Genomic DNA, 20,662 nt, shown 5'->3' on the forward strand with positions numbered 1-20,662 from the left:
GTGCCCCCGGGTGGGTGGCGCGCCGCCGGTCTGGCCTCCTGGTGGCGCGGGCACGACCGGACAGGTACACGCCACCAGGAGGAGCTTCTCTACGGTCTCGCCCAGGGACGGGGTCAGGGCACGTCCCTGGGCGAGGGGTCGGGGAGGGCGCGGGTCAGGAGACCGTGCGCCCGGACAGCCGCTCGACGCCGCGCAGCAGCGCCGAGTGGTCCAGCGAGCCGTCGCCGTTGGCGCGGGCCGAGGCGACCAGCTGGGCCACCACGGCGCCGACCGGCAGCGCGGCACCGACGGCGCGGGCGGCGTCGGTGACGATGCCCATGTCCTTGTGGTGCAGGTCGATCCGGAAGCCCGGGGCGAACTGGCGGTCGATCATGTTGGCCTTCTTGCGGTTCAGCACCGTGGAGCCGGCCAGGCCGCCGCCGAGCACGTCGAGCGCGGCCGGCAGGTCGACGCCCGCGTTCTCCAGGAACACCACGGCCTCGGCCAGCACCTGGATGTTGACGGCCACGATCAGCTGGTTGGCGGCCTTCACGGTCTGGCCGGCGCCGGCCGGGCCGACGTGGACGACCGTGGTGCCGAGCACGTCGAACAGCGGCTTCGCCTCGGCGAAGTCGGCCGCGTCGCCACCGACCATGATCGACAGGACGGCCTCGATCGCACCGGCCTCGCCGCCGGAGACCGGGGCGTCCAGGGTGCGGATGCCCTTCTCCTTGGCGGCGGCCTCGACCTTGATCGAGGTCTGCGGGGTGATCGAGGACATGTCGATCACCAGGGTCCCGGGCGCGACGCTCTCCAGCACACCGCCCTCCGCCAGGACGACCTGCTCGACCTGCGGGTCGGCGGGGACCATGGTGATGACGACCTCGGCGTCGGCCACGGCCTCCGCGATGCTGCCGGCACCCTTGCCGCCGGCCGCCACCAGGGCGTCGATCGGGGGCTGGGTCAGGTTGAAACCGGTGACGGTGTGGCCGGCCTTGACCAGGTTGGCGGCCATCGGGCTGCCCATGATGCCGAGGCCGATAAAGGCGATCCTGCGGGAGGCGCTCATCGCGTGGGGTTCCTTCGTACGTGGTGGTCTGGGGGTGTGGCTCAGTTGGCGGCGCGCAGCTCGCGCGGGAGCCACTCGAAGCTGTCGGCGCTGACGCCGTTCGCCGGGCGGTACTCCAGGCCGATCCGGCCGGTGTAGCCGGCGGCGGTGAGCCGGGCGAAGAGGTCCTCGAAGTCGAGCTTGCCGGTGCCGGGCTCGTTGCGGGCCGGGGTGTCGGCGATCTGCACGTGGCCGAAGCGGTCGGCGTAGGTGTCGATCACCGCCGCCAGGTCCTCGCCGTTGCGGGCCAGGTGGTAGAGGTCGCAGAGGAACTTGGCGTTGCCGAGGCCGGTGGCCGCGTTCACCTTGTCCACGACCTCGACCGCGGCGGCGGCGGAGACCAGCGGGTAGTCCGGGGACTCGGGCCGGTTGAGCGCCTCGATCAGCAGGACGGCGCCGATCGAGTGCGCGGCCCGGGCGGCGAGCGCGAGGTTCTCCAGCGCCAGCTCGTCCTGCTCGGCGGCGGTGGCGCCCTCGACCCGGTTGCCGTAGAGCGCGTTGAGCGCCTTGGTGCCGAGCGACTCGGCGAGCGCGACGGTCACCGGGATGTTCTCCCGGAAGCGCTCCTTCTCGGCGGGCACCGAGACGGTGCCGCGGGCGCCCTTGGTCAGGTCGTCGAGGAAGTTGAGGCCGGTGAGCTGCACGCCGGCGTCGGTGAAGGCCTTGCGCAGCTCGTCCAGCTCGGCCTGCGCGGGGGTGTGCTCCGCGCCGAAGGGCCACCAGAGCTCGGCGGCGGTGAAGCCGGCGGCCGCGGCGGCGGCCGGGCGCTCCAGCAGCGGGAGCTCGCTGAACAGGATGGACAGGTTGACCGTGTAGCTGTGCTTCGCAGCGGCAGTCACGTCGTTCACCTCTCACTCTCTCTTCCGTCTTCCGCAACTTCCACGATCCGGAAGAGCGATTCTGTCTGGTGGAAGCTTGTCCCGCCGCCGGAGGAGTGTCAAGGCCGTCACAACAATTTGTTGAAGTGGTCGAAAGGTCCCGGCCACGCCGGTGCCGTACGGTCCGATCGACCAGCCCCTCCCCCATGGCCACCCGCTCGCTACAGTGAGCGGGTGCGATTGATGGTGGAGTTCACGACAGAACCGTTCGAGCTGGACAGCTTCCCGGACCACGCCAAGGCCGCCCGCCGCGCGGTGGACGAGGCCGGCCTGGCCGTCTCGGTGGGCCCCTTCGGCACCAGCGCCGAGGGGGACGCCGAGCCCGCCCTCGCAGCCGTCACCCGGCTGCTGCGCGACACCCTGGAGGCCGGGGCGACCCGGATCTCGGTCCAGGTCAGCGTGCTCGACGACGACAACCAGACCCCGGAAGGAGTGGGTACGCAGTGAGCAACTCCCTGGAACACCCGCTCACCGCGGCGATAAAGCCGCTGCTGGACGCGGTCGGGGCGACCGCGGTCGAGGTCCGCGAGGCCCGGCCGGAGGACGTCCTGCTGGAGTGGGACGGCGCCCCGGCGCTGGCCGTACGGCTGCCGCACCTGTCCAGCGCGCTGGACCGGCTGCTGGCGGAGATCACCCGGCAGTTCGGCGGGCGTCCGCTCGCCGAGCTGGACCGCGCGGAGAAGCAGCGGGCGGTCGCCCTGCTGGAGGAGCGCGGCGCCTTCACCGTCCGACACGGCGTGGAGACGGTCGCCTCCGCGCTGGGTGTCAGCCGGTTCACGGTGTACAACTACCTGAACCGGCAGGACGGCAGGTAACGGGCCACCCCGGCCGGTTTCGCCCCAGTCTGTCCCGGGCACCGCGCGGGCACACTTGGCGGATCGCACACGACACTCGGCGGTAACGGGCCCCGGCTCGAAACGTAACCACCAACCGTTCAACAAAGTGTTGACGGGCACGGGTGGTGGATCTAGCTTTTGCGGGTGGCACCACTCTTCAGGAGGTCCACCCGTGACCAACCACCCCCATCCGTCCCCCGCAGCGCTCGACGAGCTCTCGGCGGCCCCGGCCGCCGAACTGCGTGAGACCCTGCTGGAGATCTGCTCCAGCCCCGGCTGGGCCGCCTCGGTGGCGGCCTCCCGGCCGTGGTCCGACCGGGAAGCGCTGCTCGCCGCCAACACCGCGGCGATGGCGGCGCTCACGGCCGAGGACCTGTCCGACGCCATGGCCGGCCACGCCCGGATCGGCCGGCCCAAGGCCGGCGACGCCACCTCCGAGCGCGAGCAGGCCGGCATCCGGGGAGTGGACCAAGCACTCCTCGACGAGCTGCACGAGGCGAACGCCGCCTACGAGGCGAAGTTCGGCCACGTGTTCCTGATCTGCGCGACCGGCCGGACCGCGGCCACCATGCTCGCCGCGCTCCGCGAGCGGTTCCCGAACGACGCCGCCGCCGAGGCGGAGATCGTCCGGGGCGAGCTGCGCAAGATCAACGACATTCGCATCAACCGCCTGCTGGACGGAACCTCCGCCTGACAGTGCGTCAATCCTGCCATCAGTAAGGTCACTTCACCATGACTGGCATCTCCACGCACGTGCTCGACACCAGCCTCGGCCGGCCGGCCGAGGGTGTCCCGGTCGAGCTCGCACTGCACACCGAGGGTGGCTGGAAGGTGCTCGGCACCTCCGCCACGGACTCCGACGGCCGGGCCAAGGACCTGCCGGCCGTGGAGGCGGGCTCGGTCGTCCGGCTCCTGTTCGACACCGCGGCGTACTACGCCGCCCACGCGGACCAGGCGCCGTTCTTCCCCGAGGTCTCGATCGTCTTCACGGTCGCGCCCGCGCAGCACCACTACCACGTGCCCCTGCTGCTCAACCCGTTCGGATACTCGGTCTACCGCGGAAGCTAGACCGCTTCAGAGCTTAGGAGCCAGCCATGGCCCACGTACTCGGACAGAACCAGTACGGCAAGGCGGAGAACCGCATCGTCCGGGTCTACCGTGACTCCACCCGTCACGAGATCAAGGACCTGAACGTCTCGGTCTCCCTCCAGGGTGAGTTCGAGGATGTCCACCTCACCGGCTCGAACGCCAACTGCCTGCCCACCGACACCACCAAGAACACCGTGTACGCCTTCGCCAAGGAGTACGGGATCGAGTCGGCCGAGGCCTTCGGCATCACGCTGGCCCGCCACTTCGTCGACGACACGGAGCGGGGCGTGGTCCACAGCGCCCGGATCCGGATCGAGGAGTACACCTGGGACCGGATCAGGACCCCGGACAGCTCGGCCCGCTTCATCGGCTCGGAGGAGGTCGGCCACTCCTTCGTCCGCAACGGCGGCGAGGTCCGCACCTGCGAGGTGGTGTACGACGGCGACCGCGTCCAGGTGATCTCCGGCCTCAAGGAACTCACCGTCATGAACTCCACCAACTCGGAGTTCTGGGGCTACATCAAGGACAAGTACACCACCCTCCAGGAGGCGTACGACCGCATCCTGGCCACCCAGGTCACCGCCCGCTGGAAGTACTCCTACAGCGGCCGCGACGGCGAGGCCCAGCCGAACTGGAACCGCTCCTACAGCCACGTGCGCCGGCACATGCTGGAGGCCTTCGCCGAGACCTACTCCTACTCGCTGCAGCAGACCCTGCACGCGATGGGCACCCGGGTGCTCAACAACCGCGCCGAGGTGGACGAGGTCCGCCTGGAGCTGCCCAACAAGCACCACTTCCTGGTCGACCTGGAGCCCTTCGGTCTCAAGAACGAGAACGAGGTCTACTACGCGGCCGACCGGATGTACGGCCTGATCGAGGGCACCGTGCACCGCGAGGGCGTCGTCCCGGTCATCCCGGTCGCCTGAGGCCCCGCCGTGAGCGCCGTCCGCCGCCGCCACACCCACCGGGCCACCGCGCCCGGTCGGCACCGGACGGTGCGCCCCCGCAGCACCGCGTTCACCAGCACCATCAGCACCATCAGCAGGTCCGCTTTCTCCACCCCCATCATCCGGAGATCGTGCCCGCCTCACGGCGGCCGCCCCGGGGAGCTGGGGAGGCCGGCCGAGGGACTCTTGCACCGCCGTCCCGCCCTCGGCCACGGCAACCACTGCCGACCCTTTCCAGCGCCGCGGGCGCGTCGGGAGCCACGGGCACAAGAGGGGCTCGACATGGCACTGCGCACCACCCGTACCGCAGACGGCGGTTCCACCCCTGACAGACCTTCGAGGCCGGACGGTACGACCGGCCTCCCTGACCGACCGTCCGGCCCGGAGGTCGTCCACCCCGTGGACGAGCTGCTCCCCCCGGTGAAGCTCCTCAGCACCGGGCTGCAGCACGTCGCCGCGATGTACGCGGGCGTGGTCGCACCCCCGCTCATCGTCGGCGCCGGCGTGGGCCTGTCCCCCGCCGAGCTCGCCCTGCTCATCTCGGCCAGCCTGTTCACCGCCGGGCTGGCCACCCTGCTCCAGACCCTGGGCATCTGGCGGATCGGCGCCCGGCTGCCGTTCGTGAACGGCGTCTCGTTCGCCGGCGTCGCCCCGATGCTCGCGATCGCCAAGGAGCACGGCCCGAAGGACGCCCTCCCGGTGATCTTCGGGGCGGTGATCGTCGCGGGGGTCCTGTGCTTCCTCGCGGCGCCGTACTTCTGCAAGCTGATCAGGTTCTTCCCACCGGTCGTGCAGGGCACCGTGATCACCCTCATCGGGATCTCGCTGCTCCCGGTGGCCGTCAACTGGGCCCGCGGCGGCGCACCCGGCGCACCCGGTTACGGATCGGTGCGGGCGATCGGCCTGGCCGCCTTCACCCTCGCCGCGGTGGTGCTCTGCAACAAGCTGCTGCGCGGCTTCTGGCAGCAGCTCGCGCTGCTGGTCGGGCTGGCGCTGGGCACCGCGCTCGCCTTCCCGCTCGGCCTGGCCGACTTCGGCCCGGTCGGGGAGGCCAGGATCTTCGCCCTGCCCTCACCGTTCCACTTCGGGGCACCGGTCCTGGACGTCGCGGCGATCGTCTCGCTGTGCATCGTCATGGTGGTCTCGATGACCGAGTCCACCGCCGACATGCTGGCGCTCGGCCGGATCGTCGGCCGCGAGGCGGACGAGCGGACCCTGGCCGCGGGCCTGCGCGCCGACGGGCTGGCCACCGCGGTCAGCCCGGTCTTCAACGGCTTCGCGGCCAGCGCCTTCGCCCAGAACATCGGGCTGGTGGCGCTGACCAACATCCGCAGCCGCTTCGTGGTCGCGGCCGGCGGCGGGATCCTGATCCTGCTCGGGCTCTTCCCGGTGCTCGGGTCGCTGGTCTCGCTGGTGCCGCAGCCGGTGCTCGGCGGCGCCGGGATCGTGCTCTTCGGCACCGTCGCGGCCAGCGGGATACGCACCCTCGCCGAGGCCGGGATGGAGTCCGGCGGCAACACCATCCTGGTGTCCGTCTCGCTCGGCGTCGGCATCGTCCCGATCGCCGTCCCCACCTTCTACGACGCCTTCCCGGAGGCCGTCCGCACCCTGATGCACTCCGGCATCTCGGCCGGCTGCCTGGCGGCCGTCCTGCTCAACCTGCTGTTCCACCACGTCGGTGCCGCCCGTAGATCCCCGACCACCGAGCCACCCGGCGCGGCGGTGTCGACGGCAACACCGTCCTGACCGGCGGGGGCGCGCACCGCTCACGGCGCGCCCCCATCCCTCGCCCCCCTAGGAGTCACACCATGGCAGTCCAGCCCCCGCCCGCCGACCAGCGGATCGTGATCGAGAACGTCGCCATCGCCACGGTCGACGCCAACGACACCGAGTACGCCCGCGGTCACGTCGTCATCCTCGGCAACACGATCGAGTCGGTCGGCGACGGCCCCGCCCCGCAGTGGCTGGACAACGTGGTGCGCCGGATCAACGGCGAGGGCCACCTGATCACCCCGGGCCTGGTCAACACCCACCACCACTTCTACCAGTGGATCACCCGCGGCCTGGCCCAGGACAACATCCTGTTCGACTGGCTGGTCGCGCTCTACCCGACCTGGGCCCGGATCGACGACAAGCTGGTGCACGCCGCCACCCAGGGCTCGGCCGCCGCCCTGCTCAAGTCCGGCTGCACCACCGCCTCCGACCACCACTACGTCTTCCCGCAGGGCGGCGGCGACATCCTCGGCGCCTCCATCGAGGGCGTCCAGGAGCTCGGCCTGCGCTTCACCGCGCTGCGCGGCTCGATGGACCGCAGCCAGAAGGACGGCGGCCTGCCGCCGGACCACGCGGTCGAGCGGACCGAGGACATCCTGATCGCCTCCGAGGCGGCCGTGGACACCTGGCACGACTCCTCGTTCGGCTCCATGCTGCACGTGGCCGTCGCCCCGTGTTCCCCGTTCTCGGTCTCCACCGAACTCCTCAAGCAGTCCGCCGAGTTGGCCCGCCGCAAGGGCGTACGGCTGCACACCCACGGCTCCGAGACCGCCGAGGAGGAGGAGTTCTGCAAGCAGCTCTTCGGGATGGGCCCCACCGACTACTTCGAGTCGACCGGCTGGCTCGGCGAGGACGTCTGGATGGCGCACTGCGTCCACATGAACGACTCCGACATCGCCAAGTTCGCCGAGACCGGCACCGGCGTCGCGCACTGCCCGTCCTCCAACGCCCGGCTGGCCGCCGGCATCGCCCGCGTCCCGGACATGCTGAAGGCCGGCGTGCCGGTCGGCCTCGGGGTGGACGGCACCGCCTCCAACGAGTCCGGTGAGCTCGGCACCGAGCTGCGCAACGCGCTGCTGATCAACCGGCTGCACGGCTCCCCGACCGCGCTGACCGGCCGTCAGGCCCTGCGACTGGGCACCATGGGCGGCGCCCGGGTGCTCGGCCGGCAGTCCGAGATCGGCTCCATCGAGGTGGGCAAGCTCGCCGACCTGGCGCTGTGGAAGGTCGACGGCATCATGCACTCCTCGATCGCCGACCCGGTCGCCGCGCTCACCCTGGGCGCGCTGCCGCCGCTGTCCGTACTGTTCGTCAACGGCAACGCCGTCGTCGAGAAGGGCACCCTGACCACCGTCAACGAGGACCAGATCGCGCTGGCCTGCGCCCGCGCCGCCAAGGAACTCGCCTCCCGCGTCGGCTGATCCGCCACCGACTCCGGTGCCGCGCCCGGGACGGCGCGGCACCGGACCTCCCGACGGCCCCAGGGCCGCACCGGGGGGCGCCGCCCCGGACCCACGGCGAGGGTCCGGGGCGGTGCTGTACCGTCACCCCCTGGGGAAGACCGGCGCCGTGCCGTGGGAACCGCCCGCCGCCGCCCGCCGTCCTCCCCGGATCAGAGACAGCGCAGCACGGGGGATCAGAGCGACCGATGCACGACATCCATGTCCGCACCGCAGGGGTGCACGCCGCCGCCGAGGGCGTCCGCACCAGTTCGACCCAGCTCGGCGCCCGCACCGGCCACTGGCTGGACGGCAGCCTGACGGCCGCCGGGACGCACGGCGAGTGGTGGTCCGGCCCGGCCCTGCGCGAGTGCGCCGACGCCTGGCAGACCCATATGACCTCGGTCGTCCAGCAGTTGCACACCTACGCCGACCAGCTCCGCGAGTCCGCGCACTCCTACGACGGCGCCGAACAGGAGGCCGCCCGGCGGCTCGACCAGGCCTCCCGCGACCTGAACGCGGGGGTCTGAGCATGGTCGAGTTCGCCGCCCTGCGCACCGCCGACCCCGGACAGCTGCGGGCCGCCGCGGACGGCTGGGTCGAGCTGTCCAAGGAAGCCTGGCAGGCCGTCCACGACCTGCACGCCAACGGCATCGGACCGGTCAAGGAGCACTGGCAGGACCGGGTCGGCCAGGCCGCCGGCAAGAAGCTGGACGAGCAGGCCCGGATCCTGGAGTCCGGCGCCGACATCATGCGCGGCGTCGCGATGGTGGTGGACGGCTGGGCCTCCTCCACCGAGTACGCGCAGCGCGCGCTCACCCACGCGGTCGAGCTGGCCGGGACGTACGAGCTGGAGGTGGACGACAACGGCGGGGTCTCCACCACCGGCGAGGTGACCGGCGACAAGCTGACCCACATGAACGAGGTCGCCGCGCTGATCACCGAGGCGCTCCGGGAGGCCACCCAGGCCGACGCGCTGGCCTCGACGGAGCTGCGCAAGCTGGCCGGCGCGACCTGCGAGACCGACCCGGAGAAGGCGCTCGACCAGCTCCAGGGCGAGGCCTCCGACACCCAGCTGAGCATGCTCTCCGGCGACATCCCGGACGGCAAGGACCCTGCGCTGGTGGCGAGTTGGTGGGCGTCGCTGACCCCGGAGGAGCGCCGTCAGCTGGAGCTCTCCGACCCGGTGAAGCTGGCCCACCTGAACGGCCTGCCGCCCGAGGTCGCGGAGGAGCTGCGCGGCGGCCCGGACCGCAAGTGGGACCGGGTCAAAATGGTCGAGTGGGTGCTCGCCCACTGGAACGACGACTCCGGCGACTTCGACGACGAGAACAACTGCACCAACTTCGCCTCCGAGGCGCTGCTGCAGTCCGGGGTCCGGATGAAGGGCGACTGGACCGTGGAGGACGACGCCTGGAACCGGGGCCGCGACCCGGGCTGGATCGGGCTCGGCATCGTCGGCCAGCAGCACAGCCACGCCTGGGGCGGCGCGCAGAACCTGCACGACTTCATGGTCTCCAACGGCGGGCACGAGGTGCCGCCCGGCGAGGTGAAGCCGGGCGACCTGGTCTTCCTGGAGGACGACAACGACCTCAACCCGGACCTGAAGCCCGGCAACATCCACCACACCGCGATCGTCACCGCCGTCACCCCGGACGGCGACATCCGGTACAGCCAGCACAACGACTCGCGCAAGAACGTGAGCATGGACGGCCGTTCCGACCACGAGGCGGACTCCGAGGGCCGACAGAAGATCAAGTACGTCCGCGTCGAACCGAACTGGTACTGAGATGGCCCGTCCGACCACCCTGCCCGCGCCGCTGCGCCGGCCCGCCCCGCTCCCCTGGCTCGGCGCAGCCGTCGCGCTCGCGCTCGTCGGCTGGCTGTTCGCCCGCTACGGCCACACCGCCTTCCTGGACGCCGTCCCGCGCCGGCTGAACCACTGCCTGAAGGCCGAGGCGGTGCCGGGCCCGGCCTGGGCCGGCGTCGTCGCCGGACCGGTGCTCGGCCTGGCCGGCCTGCTGGCGGCCGCCCGCCAGCTGCGCGCGGGCGGCGGCTGGGCGGCGGTGGCGGCCGTGCTGGCGGCGCTGGCCGCGCTGGTGCTGCTGGTCGACGTCTGGGCCCTGGTGGACGTGGTCCGCGGCCTCGACCACCCGGCCCGCACCTGCAGCGGCTGACCGCCGTGGCCGCCGACCGCAGGACGTTCCGGATCTCCGACGGGCAGCGGATCCCGGGCACCTGGCGCCCGGTGTTCGTCCACCACGCCGGCGTGCACCACCTCACCGAGCTGACGGTCTACGCCGACGGCATGGTGGACTGCTGGGGCATGTCGACGCTGGAGGAGTTCGCCGAGCGGGTGTCCTACGGCTGGGTCGGTGTCTCGATCGGGGACGGCGCCCGCGGTTCGGCGGCCGGGCTGGCCAGCTGGCGGTTCGCCGGCGCGCACACCTTCCTGACGCCGGCCCGGGTGCTGGCCGAGGCGCGGGAGGAGGTCGAGCGGCTGGCCGCCGGGGCCGAACCGGACGAGGTGCCGTACGAGCCCGCGGTGCTGGTCGACCGGTTCTCGCTGCCGGACCTGCACAACGAGCACCCGGCGCCGGTCACCGTGGACGGCGTCCGGTACCCGTGCGCCGCCGAGGCCTTCCGGGCGCTGGAGGGGGCCGCCGCCGCCCGGCCCGCGGTGATGACCCGGGTGCTGCGGGCGAAGTTCGCCCAGCACCCGGAGGCGGCCGCGACCCTGCTGGCGACCGGGGACGCGGTGATCCGGTACGACGAGGAGGACTCGCCGTACTGGGGCGCCGAGGGCCCCGCGGCCCGGAACTGGATGGGCCGGCTGCTGGAGCTGGTCCGGGCCGAGCTGGCCGAGGGCGCCGCCGACCGGTGACCGCCGGATCGGTGAGCGCCGGATCGGTGAGCGCCGCCGTCAGGCCGTGCGGCCGAGGGTGGCCAGGTAGGCGCGCCAGCCGCCGAACGAGGTGATCTCCTGGTGGACGCCGCGCTCGAGCTCGCCGCGGGCCAGCACCATGGACAGGCAGGCGGAACCGTCGGCGAGTTCGATCACGCCGAGCTCCAGCGCCGGCGGCTCGCCGGGCAGGATGACGTCCCGCAGGTGCTCCAGCGGGACGTCGTACAGCTCGCCCTCGATCGCGGTGTCCACGGCCGGGTCGGCCAGCAGGCCGGGGCAGACGTCGTCGAGCGAGAAGAAGCGGTAGCCGGGCGCGGTGCGGACCGGGCCGAGCAGCATGTCGGCGACCGAGTGGTGGAACGGGCCGCCGACCATGGCCTGGCCGTTGAAGAAGATGCGTGCCATCGGGTGGTACCTCCGGGTGGGAACGGCGCGGCCCGGCCGAGGGCGGGACTTCCCCGGTGCCCTCGGCCGGGCCGGATCAGCAGGCGCTGTACGGAACGGCGCAGACGGTACGCGCAGTGCTCCAGCTCGGCAGGCCGCAGCCGGTGCGCGGGTGGATAGATTGGGCGCAGCTCAGCCGAGCAGGCGCAGCGCGGGCAGGGTGAGGAAGTCGACGAACTCCTCGGCCAGCGCGACCTGTTCGAAGAGCCTGGCGGCCTCCGTCCAGCGCCCACCGGCGTAGGCCTGGTCGCCCAGTTCGGTGCGCAGGGCGGCGAGTTCCTCGGCCACGAGCCGGCGGACCAGCTCGGCGGTGGCCTTCTCGCCGGTGTCGGCCAGCACCACGCCGTTGTTGATCCACTGCCAGATCTGCGAGCGGGAGATCTCGGCGGTGGCGGCGTCCTCCATCATGTTGAAGATGCCCACCGCGCCGAGGCCGCGCAGCCAGGCCTCGATGTAGCGGACCCCGACCTGGACCGCGTTGTGCAGGCCGGCGTGGGTGCAGTGGCCGCCGGCCCCGGCGATGTCCAGCAGCTGGGCGGGGGTGACCGGTTCGGCCGGACCCGGGTCGTCCTTCTGGTTCGGCCGGTCGCCGAGCACGGCGTCGAAGGAGGCCCGGGCGACCTTGACCAGGTCCGGGTGGGCGACCCAGGAGCCGTCGAAGCCGTTGCCGGCCTCCCGGTCCTTGTCGGCCTTGACCTTCTCCAGCGCCGCCGCGTTGACCTCGGGGTCCTTGCGGGAGGGGATGAAGGCGGCCATGCCGCCGATGGCGTGCGCGCCGCGCCGGTGGCAGGTCTGCACCAGCAGGCGGGTGTAGGCGGCCATGAACGGGGACGCCATGGTGACGCTGTTGCGGTCCGGCAGGATGTAGTGCTCGCCGGCGTCGCGGAAGTTCTTGACGATCGAGAACAGGTAGTCCCAGCGGCCCGCGTTCAGCCCGGCCGCGTGCTCGCGCAGCTCGTACAGGATCTCGTCCATCTCGAAGGCCGCGGTGATGGTCTCGATCAGGACGGTGGCCCGGATGGTGCCGTGCGGGATGCCGAGGGCGGCCTGCGCGTGGGTGAAGACGTCGTTCCAGAGCCGGGTCTCCAGGTGGCTCTCGGTCTTCGGCAGGTAGAAGTACGGGCCCGAGTTCGGGTCCTGCTCGCCCTTGGCGAGGAGCCTGGCGGCGTTGTGGAAGAAGTACAGGCCGAAGTCGACGAAGGCGCCGGCCACCGGGGTGCCGTCGACCAGCAGGTGGTTCTCGTCGAGGTGCCAGCCGCGGGGGCGGACCACGACGGTGGCGAGTTCGGCGGCGGGCCGGAGGGTGTAGGCCTTGCCGGCCTCGGAGGTGAAGTCGATCCGGCCCTCGAAGGCGTCGATCAGGTTGATCTGGCCGGAGACGACGTTCTCCCAAGTGGGAGCGGTGGCGTCCTCGAAGTCGGCGAGCCAGACCCGGGCGCCGGAGTTGAGCGCGTTGATGACCATCTTGCGGTCGGTCGGCCCGGTGATCTCCACCCGGCGGTCCTGGAGCGCGCGGGGGGCGGGAGCCACCTGCCAGTCCCCGGCCCGGACCTCGGCGGTCTCCGGCAGGAAATCCAGCGTCCCGGCCCGGGCGATCTCCGCCCGTCGGGTCTTTCGTCGGGCCAGGAGCTCCTGCCGGCGACCTTCGAAGGCGCGGTGGAGGCCGACCACGAAGGCGACCGCCTCCGGGGTGAGCACCTCCTCGGCGCGGGACACCCGCGGACCGGCGACCGTGACGACCGGGGCCGCGGCGACGACGCCTGCGGGCTCCTCCGGTCGAAGACTGGGGGCGGGTCCCTGATCTGCACCCATGGGCAGGACACTCCTTGGACGGTTGTGAAAGCGTGGGGAGCTCCAATGGGAACTTCCCAGATCCGAACCCGCCTACCGGCGGGTTTCGTTCTGTAGGGTGGAGAGTAGTTTCCGCGATACAGAATTTCAACGGTTTGTTGAGCTAGATCGCTGGGACTCTACTCCTCCTCCCACAGTGAAGGGAACGCCGGTGGCCAGCACCCCCGCCGCAGCACCGACAGGCACCGAACGCGCCGCCGGTGGCGTGCAGTCGGTCGAGCGCGCCTTCCAACTGCTGGAAGCGCTTGCCGACTCCGGCGGCATCGCGACCCTGAGCGAGCTGTCGACCACCTCCGGCCTGCCGATGCCCACCATCCACCGGCTGATCCGTACCCTCGTCCAGCAGGGATATGTCCGCCAGGACACCGCCCGCCGCTACACCCTCGGCCCGCGGCTGATCCGGCTCGGCGAGACCTCCGGCCGGCTGCTCGGCAGCTGGGCCCGCCCCTACCTGGCCGAGCTGATGGAGGCCACCGGCGAGACCGCCAACCTGGCGGTGCTGGAGGGCGGCGAGGTGGTCTACGTCGGCCAGGTGCAGTCCCGCCGCTCGATGCGGATGTTCACCGAGGTCGGCCGCCGGGTGCAGCCGCACTGCACCGGCGTGGGCAAGGCGCTGCTGGCCCAGCTGCCCGAGGAGGAGACCCGGGCGCTGCTCGGCCCGCAGCCGCTCCAGGCGCACACCCCGTACACCGTGACGGACCCTCAGGAGCTGCTCGCGCAGCTGGCGCACGCCCGCGAGGTCGGCTACGTGGTGGACGACCAGGAGCAGGAGATCGGCGTGCGCTGCATCGCGGTCGCGGTGCCCGGCGCACCGACCCCGACCGCGCTCTCGGTGTCCGGCCCGGAGGCCCGGATCCGGGCGCTGGAGGCGGCGGCGGGCAGTGCCGCGCTGGTCCCGGTGATGCGCCAGATCGCCCTCCGGCTGGGCCAGGTGCTCGCCCCCTGAGCCCACCCGGTGCGTGACCGGGCTCGGCCTGCCGCGGGCCTGGCTCAGCCGGTGCCGGAAGCGTCCGCCGTGAGCAGGAAGACGGCCAGGTCGGGTTCGGTGCCGGCCTCGCGGAACAGCCGGGGGGCGGCGGCCATCCGCGGGTCCGCCCGCACCGCCTCCAGCGCGGCCATGTCCCGCCACAGGCTCTGCACCCGCCAGTGCCGGTCCGGCCCGCGCAGCAGTTCGGTGCGCAGCAGCCCCTCCGGCAGCTCCCCGGTGACCAGGGCCCGGTACGACGCCACGAACCCGCCCTCCCGGTCCGCGGCGATCCGTCCGCTGACCTCGCTCAGCACCCGCTCCGACACCCGTGCCTCCTCGGCTCGTCCCACTCGGCTCGCTACCGTGAGTATCGGTCCGTACGGCGAGCGGTGGGAGGTCCGAGGTGGCCAGGCGGGTGACGGCGCGCGCGGCGGCGCGGACGGCGGGTGCGGTGGCGGCGGCGCTGCTGGCGGTCGGCGGAGCGGCCGGCCCGGCGGTCGGGGCCGCCCCCGGCGGCTCGGACCTGCGGGTGGTCCGGCTGGACCCGGACCCGGCCGCGCCGGGCGGCACCACCACCCTGCACGGCTTCGTCGCCAACGGCGGGCCGGACCGGACCGCCGCGGGCTTCACCGTGCTGGCCGAGCTGCCGGCCGGGTTCACCTTCGAGGGGCCGTTCTTCCCCGACTCCTGCACCACCTCCGGCGCCGGGCACCTGCTGCGGTGCACCTTCCCCGCAGGCCTGGGCGCCGGGCGCAGCGCGACCGTCCTGGCGCCGGTCCGGGTGGCACGCGAGGTGCCCCCCGGCACACGGGCCGAGGGGCACCTGCTGGTGTCCGGCGCCGACGACCGCCACCCGGCGGACGACGGCACGCCGTTCACGCTGAGCGTGCCGGCGTGAGGGTCAGCGGTAGACCCGGACGTAGTCCGCGGCGAAGGTGATCGGCGCGGTGCCGGTGGGCGCGGGGTGGTACTGGCCGGCGCTCAGCGACAGGTTGAGGATCAGGTACGCGGACCAGTTGGTGCCGACCCCGGTGTTGTCGGAGAAGACCTTGGTGCCGTTGACGTACCAGTCGACCGAGTCGGCGCCGTAGTAGGTGCCGATGGTGACCCACTTGTCCTTGCCGATCGCGTTCGCGTCGGTGACGTACTTGGAGCCGGACTTGACGTGGTTGGTCAGCTCCAGCAGGTTCGGGTTGTCGGGGTGGTACTCGAAGGAGTCGATCTCCCCGTTGCCGTTCTTCCAGGTCCACAGCGCCGGCCAGGCGCCGGTGCCGGCGGGCAGCTTGACCCGGGTCTCGGCGTAGTCGCCGGTCTTCACCTGGAAGCCCTCGGCGGAGTACTCGGTGGTGAGCAGGCCGGTGTCCCAGGCCTGCTTGCCGTTCTCCAGCTTGTTGGCGCCCGGCTTGGCGGTGAAGGTGGCCTGCCCGCCGGAGACGCTGACGCCGCTCGGGCTCAGCCAGTCCAGCTTGTTGTCGTCCGGGTTGTGGGTGCCGTAGCGGTAGGAGCTGCTGCGGTCGGTGGTCCAGCGGGTCTTGGACAGGCTGTCGAACTCGTCCGACCAGGTCAGCGCCTTGCCCGCGACCGGCGCGCCGGTGCCGGGGGTGGGGGTCGGCGTCGGGGTCGGCGTGGGCGTCGGCGTGGGCGTCGGGGTGGGAGCCGGGGTCGGCGTGCCGGTGCCGGCCGCGGCCACCGTCAGGGTCTGCGCGGGCAGGTTGTGCCAGGCGTTCGCGGAGTCCTGCCAGAAGCCGAACTCGGTGTAGGTGCCGGCCGGCAGGGTGCGGGCGGCGCTGGTGAAGGTGGTGCCGCCCGGGCAGATCTGCACGTTGGCCGCGTTGCCCGGGAAGTCGAGGTTGTGGCCGGCCGCGTCGCGGACGCCGACGCCGACGGTCTTGGCGGTGAAGCAGCCGGAGGAGTGCAGCGTGAGGCCGGCCTTGGCGGCGGTGCCGGCGGCCATCGCCGTCGGGCCGAGGCGGTCCTGGGTGACCGTGGGGCCGGCCGCCTGGGCCTGGCCGACCAGCGGGATGCCGGCCAGCACGGTGGCGCCCGCGAGCAGGCCGAGGCGGGCGGGGGTGGGGGAAAGTCGCATGGGGGATTTCCTCTGCGACGCCTGCGAGGTGAGCTGTCGGGTTCGGGCACGAGGCTGCCCGGCCGCCTGTGGTGCGGCTTCACCCCAAGCCGCGCGGACCGCTCCTGGGCGGAGCGGGGCACGGCACGTACCTGGTTCCCCCGCTCCTGTCCATGACGGTGCTCGAGTGACCGCCCTCGGGTGGACAGGACTAGGCGTCCCGACGGCGGGTCTGCCCAGCCGGGCATCCCGTGCAGGCTAGGCAGACGGATCGCACACGGACAACGAGACGTCCCTCACACCGGCGCCCGCCGGGAACTCTCCGTAGGGCAGCGGTTCACCGGCGGACCGGTCTGCGGCGACCGCGCGTCCGCTAGGTTTGGGGTGCGGCCGGGGCCCGGCCGCACCCGCCGCCGACCGATCAGAGGATCACCCCTGAGATGACCGCGCCCCTGCCTGGCTTCGCCGGACGTACCTACCTGTTCGACGTCGACAACGGCGCCTCCTTCCGCAACTCCTACTCCGCCGACGGGACGCGGCTGCGCTGGGAGGGCCTCGGCGAGTCGGCCGGGCAGTGGGAGGACGTGCGGCTGCACGTCGCCGAGGTGGGCCCGCAGGTCTACTTCGTCAGCTGGACGGAGCAGAGCGGCATCACCGTGAGCCACGTGATGGACCTGAACGCGCTGACCGTCCGCGTCTTCTGGACGTACGAGGGCGAGGGTGGCCGGTTCGGCGAGCTGCACACCGGGAAGCTCCGGCCGCTCAGCTGACCCGCAGGCGCCCGGCCAGCCACTCCAGCGCGGCCGGCAGCAGCAGTCCCCAGGTCCGGAAGTTGTGGCCGCCCTCCGGCACCGTGGCGGTGGCCAGCGACATCGGGGCCCGCACCGCGGCGGCGAACGCCCGGGTGTCCGCGAGGTAGTCGCCGTCACCGCGTTCGGCCCCGGCCAGCAGCACCGCGATGCCGGGCGGCGGCAGGTGCCCCAGCCGCCACAGCAGGTCGGCCTCCTCCCGGCGGCGCGGGCTGCCGCCGAACAGGTCGCCGGTGGTGGCGTCCTCGGCGGCCCGGTAGTAGCCGGAGAGCGCGACGGCGCTCGGGAAGACCTCGGGGTGGCGCATGGCGAGCTTCAGCGCGCAGTAGCCGCCGGTCGAGTTGCCCATCACCGCCCAGGAGCGCGGGTCGGGCGAGATCCGGAAGCCGGCCGCGACCGCGGCCGGCACGTCGCGGGCCAGGTAGGTCTCGGCCCGGGCCCCGCCCGGGGCGTCCTCGCACTCGGTGTCGGCGGGCATCGCGGGGGACGGCCGCAGCAGCACCAGCACGGTGGGCGGCATCCGCCCGGCCAGGTTGAGCCGCAGCGCCGCGCCGGGGTAGTTCAGCCGGGTGATCAGGTTCCGGGCGTCCCCGGGGAAGCCCGTCATCACCAGGACGGCGGGGAAGCGGCGGCCGGCGTACTCGGGCCGGAAGTACTGCGGCGGCAGGTAGACGTACCCGTCGGTGCTCAGCCCCGAGCGCGGGCCGGTGATCCGTACCGCCTGGATCTCGCCGGAGGCGGCGGGCTCCCGGCCGACCGCGCCGCCGCCGCGCACCGGCTCGCGGCCGAGCACCCGCAGCCCGTCGCCCGGGGCTCCGGTGGTCACCGTGACCGGTCCGCCCGGCGCGGTGCCGAGCAGGTCGTCCCAGCTGCCGTAGAAGGAGAACCAGTCGTTCGCGGCCAGCCCGAGCGCGAGCAGCAGCGCCAGCTGGGTGGCCAGCAGCGCCGCGATCCGCCCGGCCACCGCGCGCGGGCCGGGGGCGGCCAGCCGGGGCCAGCCGCGCACCGTCGCGGCGGCCACCAGCAGGGCCGCCAGGACGGCGATCGCCAGCACCTTGTGGCTGGTCAGCCCCATGCGGTGGTGCTCCCTCGGTTCGCGCCGGTACGGGGGGGTGCGGGGGGGTGCGATCGGTCGGCCGGCTCAGCCGGGGTCGCCGGCCGGCTCGGGCGTGCTCCTGGCGTGCCGACCCCGGGGGGTGCGGCGGGCGCGGAACCGGTTGCCGAGCCAGACCAGCGCGGCGGCCACCGCCACGAACAGCGCCAGCAGCAGCGTGCAGGCGCCGGCCACCCGGCCGTAGCCGCCCGGCAGCCCCGGGTCGACGAACGGGTACGGGTACCACCGCACCAGCGACCCGCGGATCAGCGTGTACACCAGGTACACGAGCGGGAACACCAGCCACTTCAGCACCGTGGTGCGGCCGAGCCGGGCGGCCGGCGGCACCAGCAGCCAGTCGGCGAGCAGGACCACCGGCATCACCCGGTGGACGATGTCGTTCACCCACGGCAGCAGCAGGCCGAGACCGTAGCCGGACAGCAGCAGGCCGTAGATCAGTCCGGTGATGGCCAGGTAGAGCACCACGGCGCCGCGGATCTCGTCCGGCACGCCCGGGCGGCCGCGCAGGCCGAGCACACCGCCGGTGATCAGCACCAGCAGGGCGAGGAGGTTGCTGAGGACGGTGAAGTAGCTGAAGAAGTCGGTGAGCGGCGACCCCTCACCGACCGCGTGATACCCCTGGACGCCCAGCGCCACCGCCGCCAGCAGGCCGAAGGCGATACGCCCGAGCTGGACTGCACGTACCCGCATGGGCCCGACCTCCGTACCGCTGAACGATCATCAGTCGGTCCCATCATCGGTCCGGCCCTGGGCGGCTCCCGGGAGGCCGAGCGGGCGGTGCGGGTGCGGTCACCCGTTCGGGCCGCCCGCCCCGGGGCCGGGCGGGCTTCCCGGGGGGCTCCCGGCGGGGGCGGGCTTCCCGGCCGGCCGGGCTGCGGGCGCTCAGGCGTGGGTGCCGCCGTCGATCCGGAGCTCGGTGCCGGTGACGAAGGCGCCGTCGTCCGAGGCCAGCATCGCGATCACGCCGGCCACCGTCTCCGGGCCGGCGAAGCCCTGGCCGAGTGCGGGCGCGAGCTTGCCGAGCAGCGACAGATCGGCGTCGGCCGGCAGACCGGGGTTGCTGGTCATCCCGCTGGCGATCGACCCGGGGGCGACGCACACCGCGCGCAGCCCCTGCTTCGCGTACTCGATCGCGATCGCGTGGGTGAAGGACTGGATGCCGCCCTTGGTGGCCGCGTACGCCGCCATGTACGGGTGCGCGAAGGTCGCGGAGGTGGAGCTGAAGTTGACCACCACGCCCCGGCCGGTGGCCAGCAGGGCGGGCAGCGCCTCGCGGGTGACCAGGAAGGTGCCGGTGAGGTTGACGGCCAGGAGGCGGTTCCAGAACTCCAGGGTGGTCTGCGCGGTGTGCGAGGAGCGCAGGATGCCGGCCGCGTTGACCAGCGCGTCCAGGCCACCGAGGGTGGCGACCGCGTCGGCGACCCCGGCGCGTACCGCCTCCTCGTCCGCGATGTCGAGCACGGCGGTGACCAGCCGGTCGGCGGTGCCGTCGGCCTCGGCCAGCGCGCGGGTGGCGGCGAGGCCCTGCTCGACCACGTCGGCGGCGACGACGGCGCCACCCTCGGCCAGGATCCGGCGGGCGGTGGCCTGTCCGATGCCGGAGCCGGAGCCGGCGCCGGTGATCAGGACGCGGCGGCCTTCGAAGCGGTTCATGGTGGTCTCCCTACGGGGTGGTGCGAGTGCTTTCCTCTGCACGGTACGCCCGAATGGCACGTCGTGCCACCTACGCACGACGAGCCACCTCGGCCTCCGCTGCCGTAAACTGACCCGGTCCGCAGTTCCGCGCCCCCCCGGCGACCAGGGAGCCTCCCGTGTCCGGCACCGATCCGCGCCCGTCGCTCACCGAGCGGCGCAAGGCGGCCACCCAGCAGGAGATCGCGCTCGCCGCCGCCCGGCTGTTCGCCCGCGACGGGGCCGAGGCCACCACCGCCGAGGACATCGCCCGGGAGGCCGGCGTCTCGCTGCGGACCTTCTACCGGTACTTCCGCACCAAGGAGGACGCGGTCGCCCCGCTGCTCGCGGACGGCGTCCGCCAGTGGATCGACGTGCTGTCCGCCGAACCGGCCGGACCGGCCACGCCCGAGGCGCTGGAACGCTCGGCCCGCGCGGCCTTCGCGCCGACCGAGCACCGGCCCGCGGAGGCGCTGGAGTGGACCCGCGGGCTGCTGCGGGTGATGGCCGGCGACCCGGGGCTCCAGGCGGTCTGGCACCGGGTCCACCACGAGTCCGAACTCGCGCTCGCCCCGGTCCTCGCCGACCTGGCCGGTCCGGACGCCGACCCGCTGGAGATCCGCCTCGCCGCGGCGGCCGCCAACACCGGCATGCGCCTCGCCGTCGAGACCTGGGCCGCCACCGACGACCCGACCACCCTCGTCCCCGACCTCGCGGCCCGCTGCGTCGGCGAACTGACCCGGGGCCTGCGCCTGTGGAGCGGCGATCCCGGCGCGCAATGATCGCC

Annotated in this window: 24 protein-coding genes and 1 riboswitch; of the genes, 15 read left to right on the plus strand and 9 right to left on the minus strand. The window is 73.0% G+C overall.

The window, feature by feature from the left end; all coding sequences use genetic code 11:
- Positions 1-154: 154 nt before the first annotated feature.
- Both ABT014_RS00685 and ABT014_RS00690 read right to left on the minus strand, forming a co-directional pair.
- Positions 155-1,048: a 2-hydroxy-3-oxopropionate reductase gene (locus ABT014_RS00685; protein ID WP_350635306.1), complete on the minus strand. Its 894-nt coding sequence runs from the start codon at positions 1,046-1,048 to the stop codon at positions 155-157.
- A gap of 41 nt (positions 1,049-1,089) precedes the next feature.
- Complete coding sequence (locus ABT014_RS00690; RefSeq protein WP_350635308.1) at positions 1,090-1,935, minus strand: TIM barrel protein; 846 nt, start codon at positions 1,933-1,935, stop codon at positions 1,090-1,092.
- 204 nt (positions 1,936-2,139) lie between these two features.
- Here ABT014_RS00690 and ABT014_RS00695 point away from each other — a divergent pair, with 204 nt between their 5' ends.
- The 11 genes from ABT014_RS00695 to ABT014_RS00745 all read left to right on the plus strand — a co-directional run bounded on the left by ABT014_RS00695 (position 2,140) and on the right by ABT014_RS00745 (position 10,933).
- Positions 2,140-2,412: a thiamine-binding protein gene (locus tag ABT014_RS00695; protein WP_350635310.1), complete on the plus strand. Its 273-nt coding sequence runs from the start codon at positions 2,140-2,142 to the stop codon at positions 2,410-2,412.
- On the plus strand, positions 2,409-2,780 hold the full coding sequence (locus ABT014_RS00700) for a helix-turn-helix domain-containing protein (protein ID WP_350635312.1): 372 nt from the start codon (positions 2,409-2,411) through the stop codon (positions 2,778-2,780). Before ABT014_RS00695 ends, ABT014_RS00700 begins: the two co-directional genes overlap by 4 nt.
- A 193-nt stretch (positions 2,781-2,973) precedes the next feature.
- A complete protein-coding gene (uraD, locus tag ABT014_RS00705) occupies positions 2,974-3,495 on the plus strand; it encodes a 2-oxo-4-hydroxy-4-carboxy-5-ureidoimidazoline decarboxylase (protein ID WP_350635314.1) in 522 nt (173 codons plus the stop codon).
- Between the two features lie 38 nt (positions 3,496-3,533).
- Positions 3,534-3,869, plus strand: a complete 336-nt coding sequence (gene uraH, locus ABT014_RS00710; protein WP_350635316.1) for a hydroxyisourate hydrolase — start codon at positions 3,534-3,536, stop codon at positions 3,867-3,869.
- A gap of 26 nt (positions 3,870-3,895) precedes the next feature.
- On the plus strand, positions 3,896-4,816 hold the full coding sequence (gene pucL / locus ABT014_RS00715; RefSeq protein ID WP_350635318.1) for a factor-independent urate hydroxylase: 921 nt from the start codon (positions 3,896-3,898) through the stop codon (positions 4,814-4,816).
- Between the two features lie 303 nt (positions 4,817-5,119).
- Positions 5,120-6,583, plus strand: coding sequence for a nucleobase:cation symporter-2 family protein (locus ABT014_RS00720; protein ID WP_350635320.1), 1,464 nt, complete (start codon positions 5,120-5,122; stop codon positions 6,581-6,583).
- A gap of 62 nt (positions 6,584-6,645) precedes the next feature.
- Positions 6,646-8,031: an 8-oxoguanine deaminase gene (locus ABT014_RS00725; RefSeq protein WP_350635321.1), complete on the plus strand. Its 1,386-nt coding sequence runs from the start codon at positions 6,646-6,648 to the stop codon at positions 8,029-8,031.
- A gap of 227 nt (positions 8,032-8,258) precedes the next feature.
- Entirely contained in the window at positions 8,259-8,579 is a 321-nt protein-coding gene (locus ABT014_RS00730) for a type VII secretion target (protein WP_350635323.1), read from the plus strand.
- 2 nt (positions 8,580-8,581) lie between these two features.
- Positions 8,582-9,838, plus strand: coding sequence for an amidase domain-containing protein (locus ABT014_RS00735; RefSeq protein WP_350635325.1), 1,257 nt, complete (start codon positions 8,582-8,584; stop codon positions 9,836-9,838).
- Position 9,839: 1 nt separating this feature from the next.
- Positions 9,840-10,226, plus strand: coding sequence for a hypothetical protein (locus ABT014_RS00740; RefSeq protein WP_350635326.1), 387 nt, complete (start codon positions 9,840-9,842; stop codon positions 10,224-10,226).
- Between the two features lie 5 nt (positions 10,227-10,231).
- Positions 10,232-10,933, plus strand: a complete 702-nt coding sequence (locus tag ABT014_RS00745; protein WP_350635328.1) for a DUF7638 domain-containing protein — start codon at positions 10,232-10,234, stop codon at positions 10,931-10,933.
- A gap of 39 nt (positions 10,934-10,972) precedes the next feature.
- Here the strand turns inward: ABT014_RS00745 and ABT014_RS00750 are convergent, their stop codons facing one another.
- Positions 10,973-11,359 carry an allophanate hydrolase-related protein gene (locus ABT014_RS00750; protein WP_350635330.1) on the minus strand — a complete coding sequence of 129 codons (387 nt, stop codon included), beginning with the start codon at positions 11,357-11,359 and terminating at the stop codon, positions 10,973-10,975.
- A gap of 171 nt (positions 11,360-11,530) precedes the next feature.
- Positions 11,531-13,210 (minus strand): malate synthase A, encoded by a 1,680-nt coding sequence (gene aceB, locus ABT014_RS00755; protein WP_350635332.1) that lies wholly within the window; start codon positions 13,208-13,210, stop codon positions 11,531-11,533.
- Positions 13,211-13,400: 190 nt separating this feature from the next.
- Between aceB and ABT014_RS00760 the strand changes: the two genes are divergently transcribed.
- Positions 13,401-14,195, plus strand: coding sequence for an IclR family transcriptional regulator (locus tag ABT014_RS00760; RefSeq protein ID WP_350635334.1), 795 nt, complete (start codon positions 13,401-13,403; stop codon positions 14,193-14,195).
- Between the two features lie 44 nt (positions 14,196-14,239).
- Here the strand turns inward: ABT014_RS00760 and ABT014_RS00765 are convergent, their stop codons facing one another.
- Entirely contained in the window at positions 14,240-14,542 is a 303-nt protein-coding gene (locus tag ABT014_RS00765; protein ID WP_350635335.1) for an antibiotic biosynthesis monooxygenase, read from the minus strand.
- An 89-nt stretch (positions 14,543-14,631) separates the two neighbouring features.
- On the opposite strand from ABT014_RS00765, the gene ABT014_RS00770 reads away from it, so the two are divergent.
- Positions 14,632-15,114, plus strand: coding sequence for a hypothetical protein (locus ABT014_RS00770; RefSeq protein ID WP_350635337.1), 483 nt, complete (start codon positions 14,632-14,634; stop codon positions 15,112-15,114).
- 3 nt (positions 15,115-15,117) lie between these two features.
- On the opposite strand, the gene ABT014_RS00775 is transcribed toward ABT014_RS00770, so the two are convergent.
- Positions 15,118-16,302, minus strand: a complete 1,185-nt coding sequence (locus ABT014_RS00775) for a glycoside hydrolase family 16 protein (protein WP_350635339.1) — start codon at positions 16,300-16,302, stop codon at positions 15,118-15,120.
- 3 nt (positions 16,303-16,305) lie between these two features.
- A riboswitch (cyclic di-AMP (ydaO/yuaA leader) is annotated at positions 16,306-16,473 on the minus strand.
- A gap of 248 nt (positions 16,474-16,721) precedes the next feature.
- Here ABT014_RS00775 and ABT014_RS00780 point away from each other — a divergent pair.
- Positions 16,722-17,051: a phenolic acid decarboxylase gene (locus tag ABT014_RS00780; RefSeq protein ID WP_350635341.1), complete on the plus strand. Its 330-nt coding sequence runs from the start codon at positions 16,722-16,724 to the stop codon at positions 17,049-17,051.
- Here ABT014_RS00780 and ABT014_RS00785 read toward each other — a convergent pair.
- From ABT014_RS00785 to ABT014_RS00795, 3 genes are all read right to left on the minus strand, one after another.
- Positions 17,044-18,165 carry an alpha/beta hydrolase gene (locus ABT014_RS00785; RefSeq protein WP_350635343.1) on the minus strand — a complete coding sequence of 374 codons (1,122 nt, stop codon included), beginning with the start codon at positions 18,163-18,165 and terminating at the stop codon, positions 17,044-17,046. The genes ABT014_RS00780 and ABT014_RS00785 overlap by 8 nt on opposite strands.
- Positions 18,166-18,231: 66 nt before the next feature.
- A complete protein-coding gene (locus ABT014_RS00790; protein ID WP_350635345.1) occupies positions 18,232-18,894 on the minus strand; it encodes a Pr6Pr family membrane protein in 663 nt (220 codons plus the stop codon).
- Positions 18,895-19,086: 192 nt separating this feature from the next.
- A complete protein-coding gene (locus ABT014_RS00795; protein ID WP_350635347.1) occupies positions 19,087-19,857 on the minus strand; it encodes an SDR family NAD(P)-dependent oxidoreductase in 771 nt (256 codons plus the stop codon).
- Positions 19,858-20,015: 158 nt separating this feature from the next.
- Between ABT014_RS00795 and ABT014_RS00800 the strand changes: the two genes are divergently transcribed.
- Positions 20,016-20,657, plus strand: coding sequence for a TetR/AcrR family transcriptional regulator (locus ABT014_RS00800; protein ID WP_350635349.1), 642 nt, complete (start codon positions 20,016-20,018; stop codon positions 20,655-20,657).
- Positions 20,658-20,662 lie beyond the last annotated feature (5 nt).

Origin of the sequence: Kitasatospora sp. NPDC094015, assembly GCF_040304075.1 — a bacterium.
Classification (GTDB): domain Bacteria; phylum Actinomycetota; class Actinomycetes; order Streptomycetales; family Streptomycetaceae; genus Kitasatospora.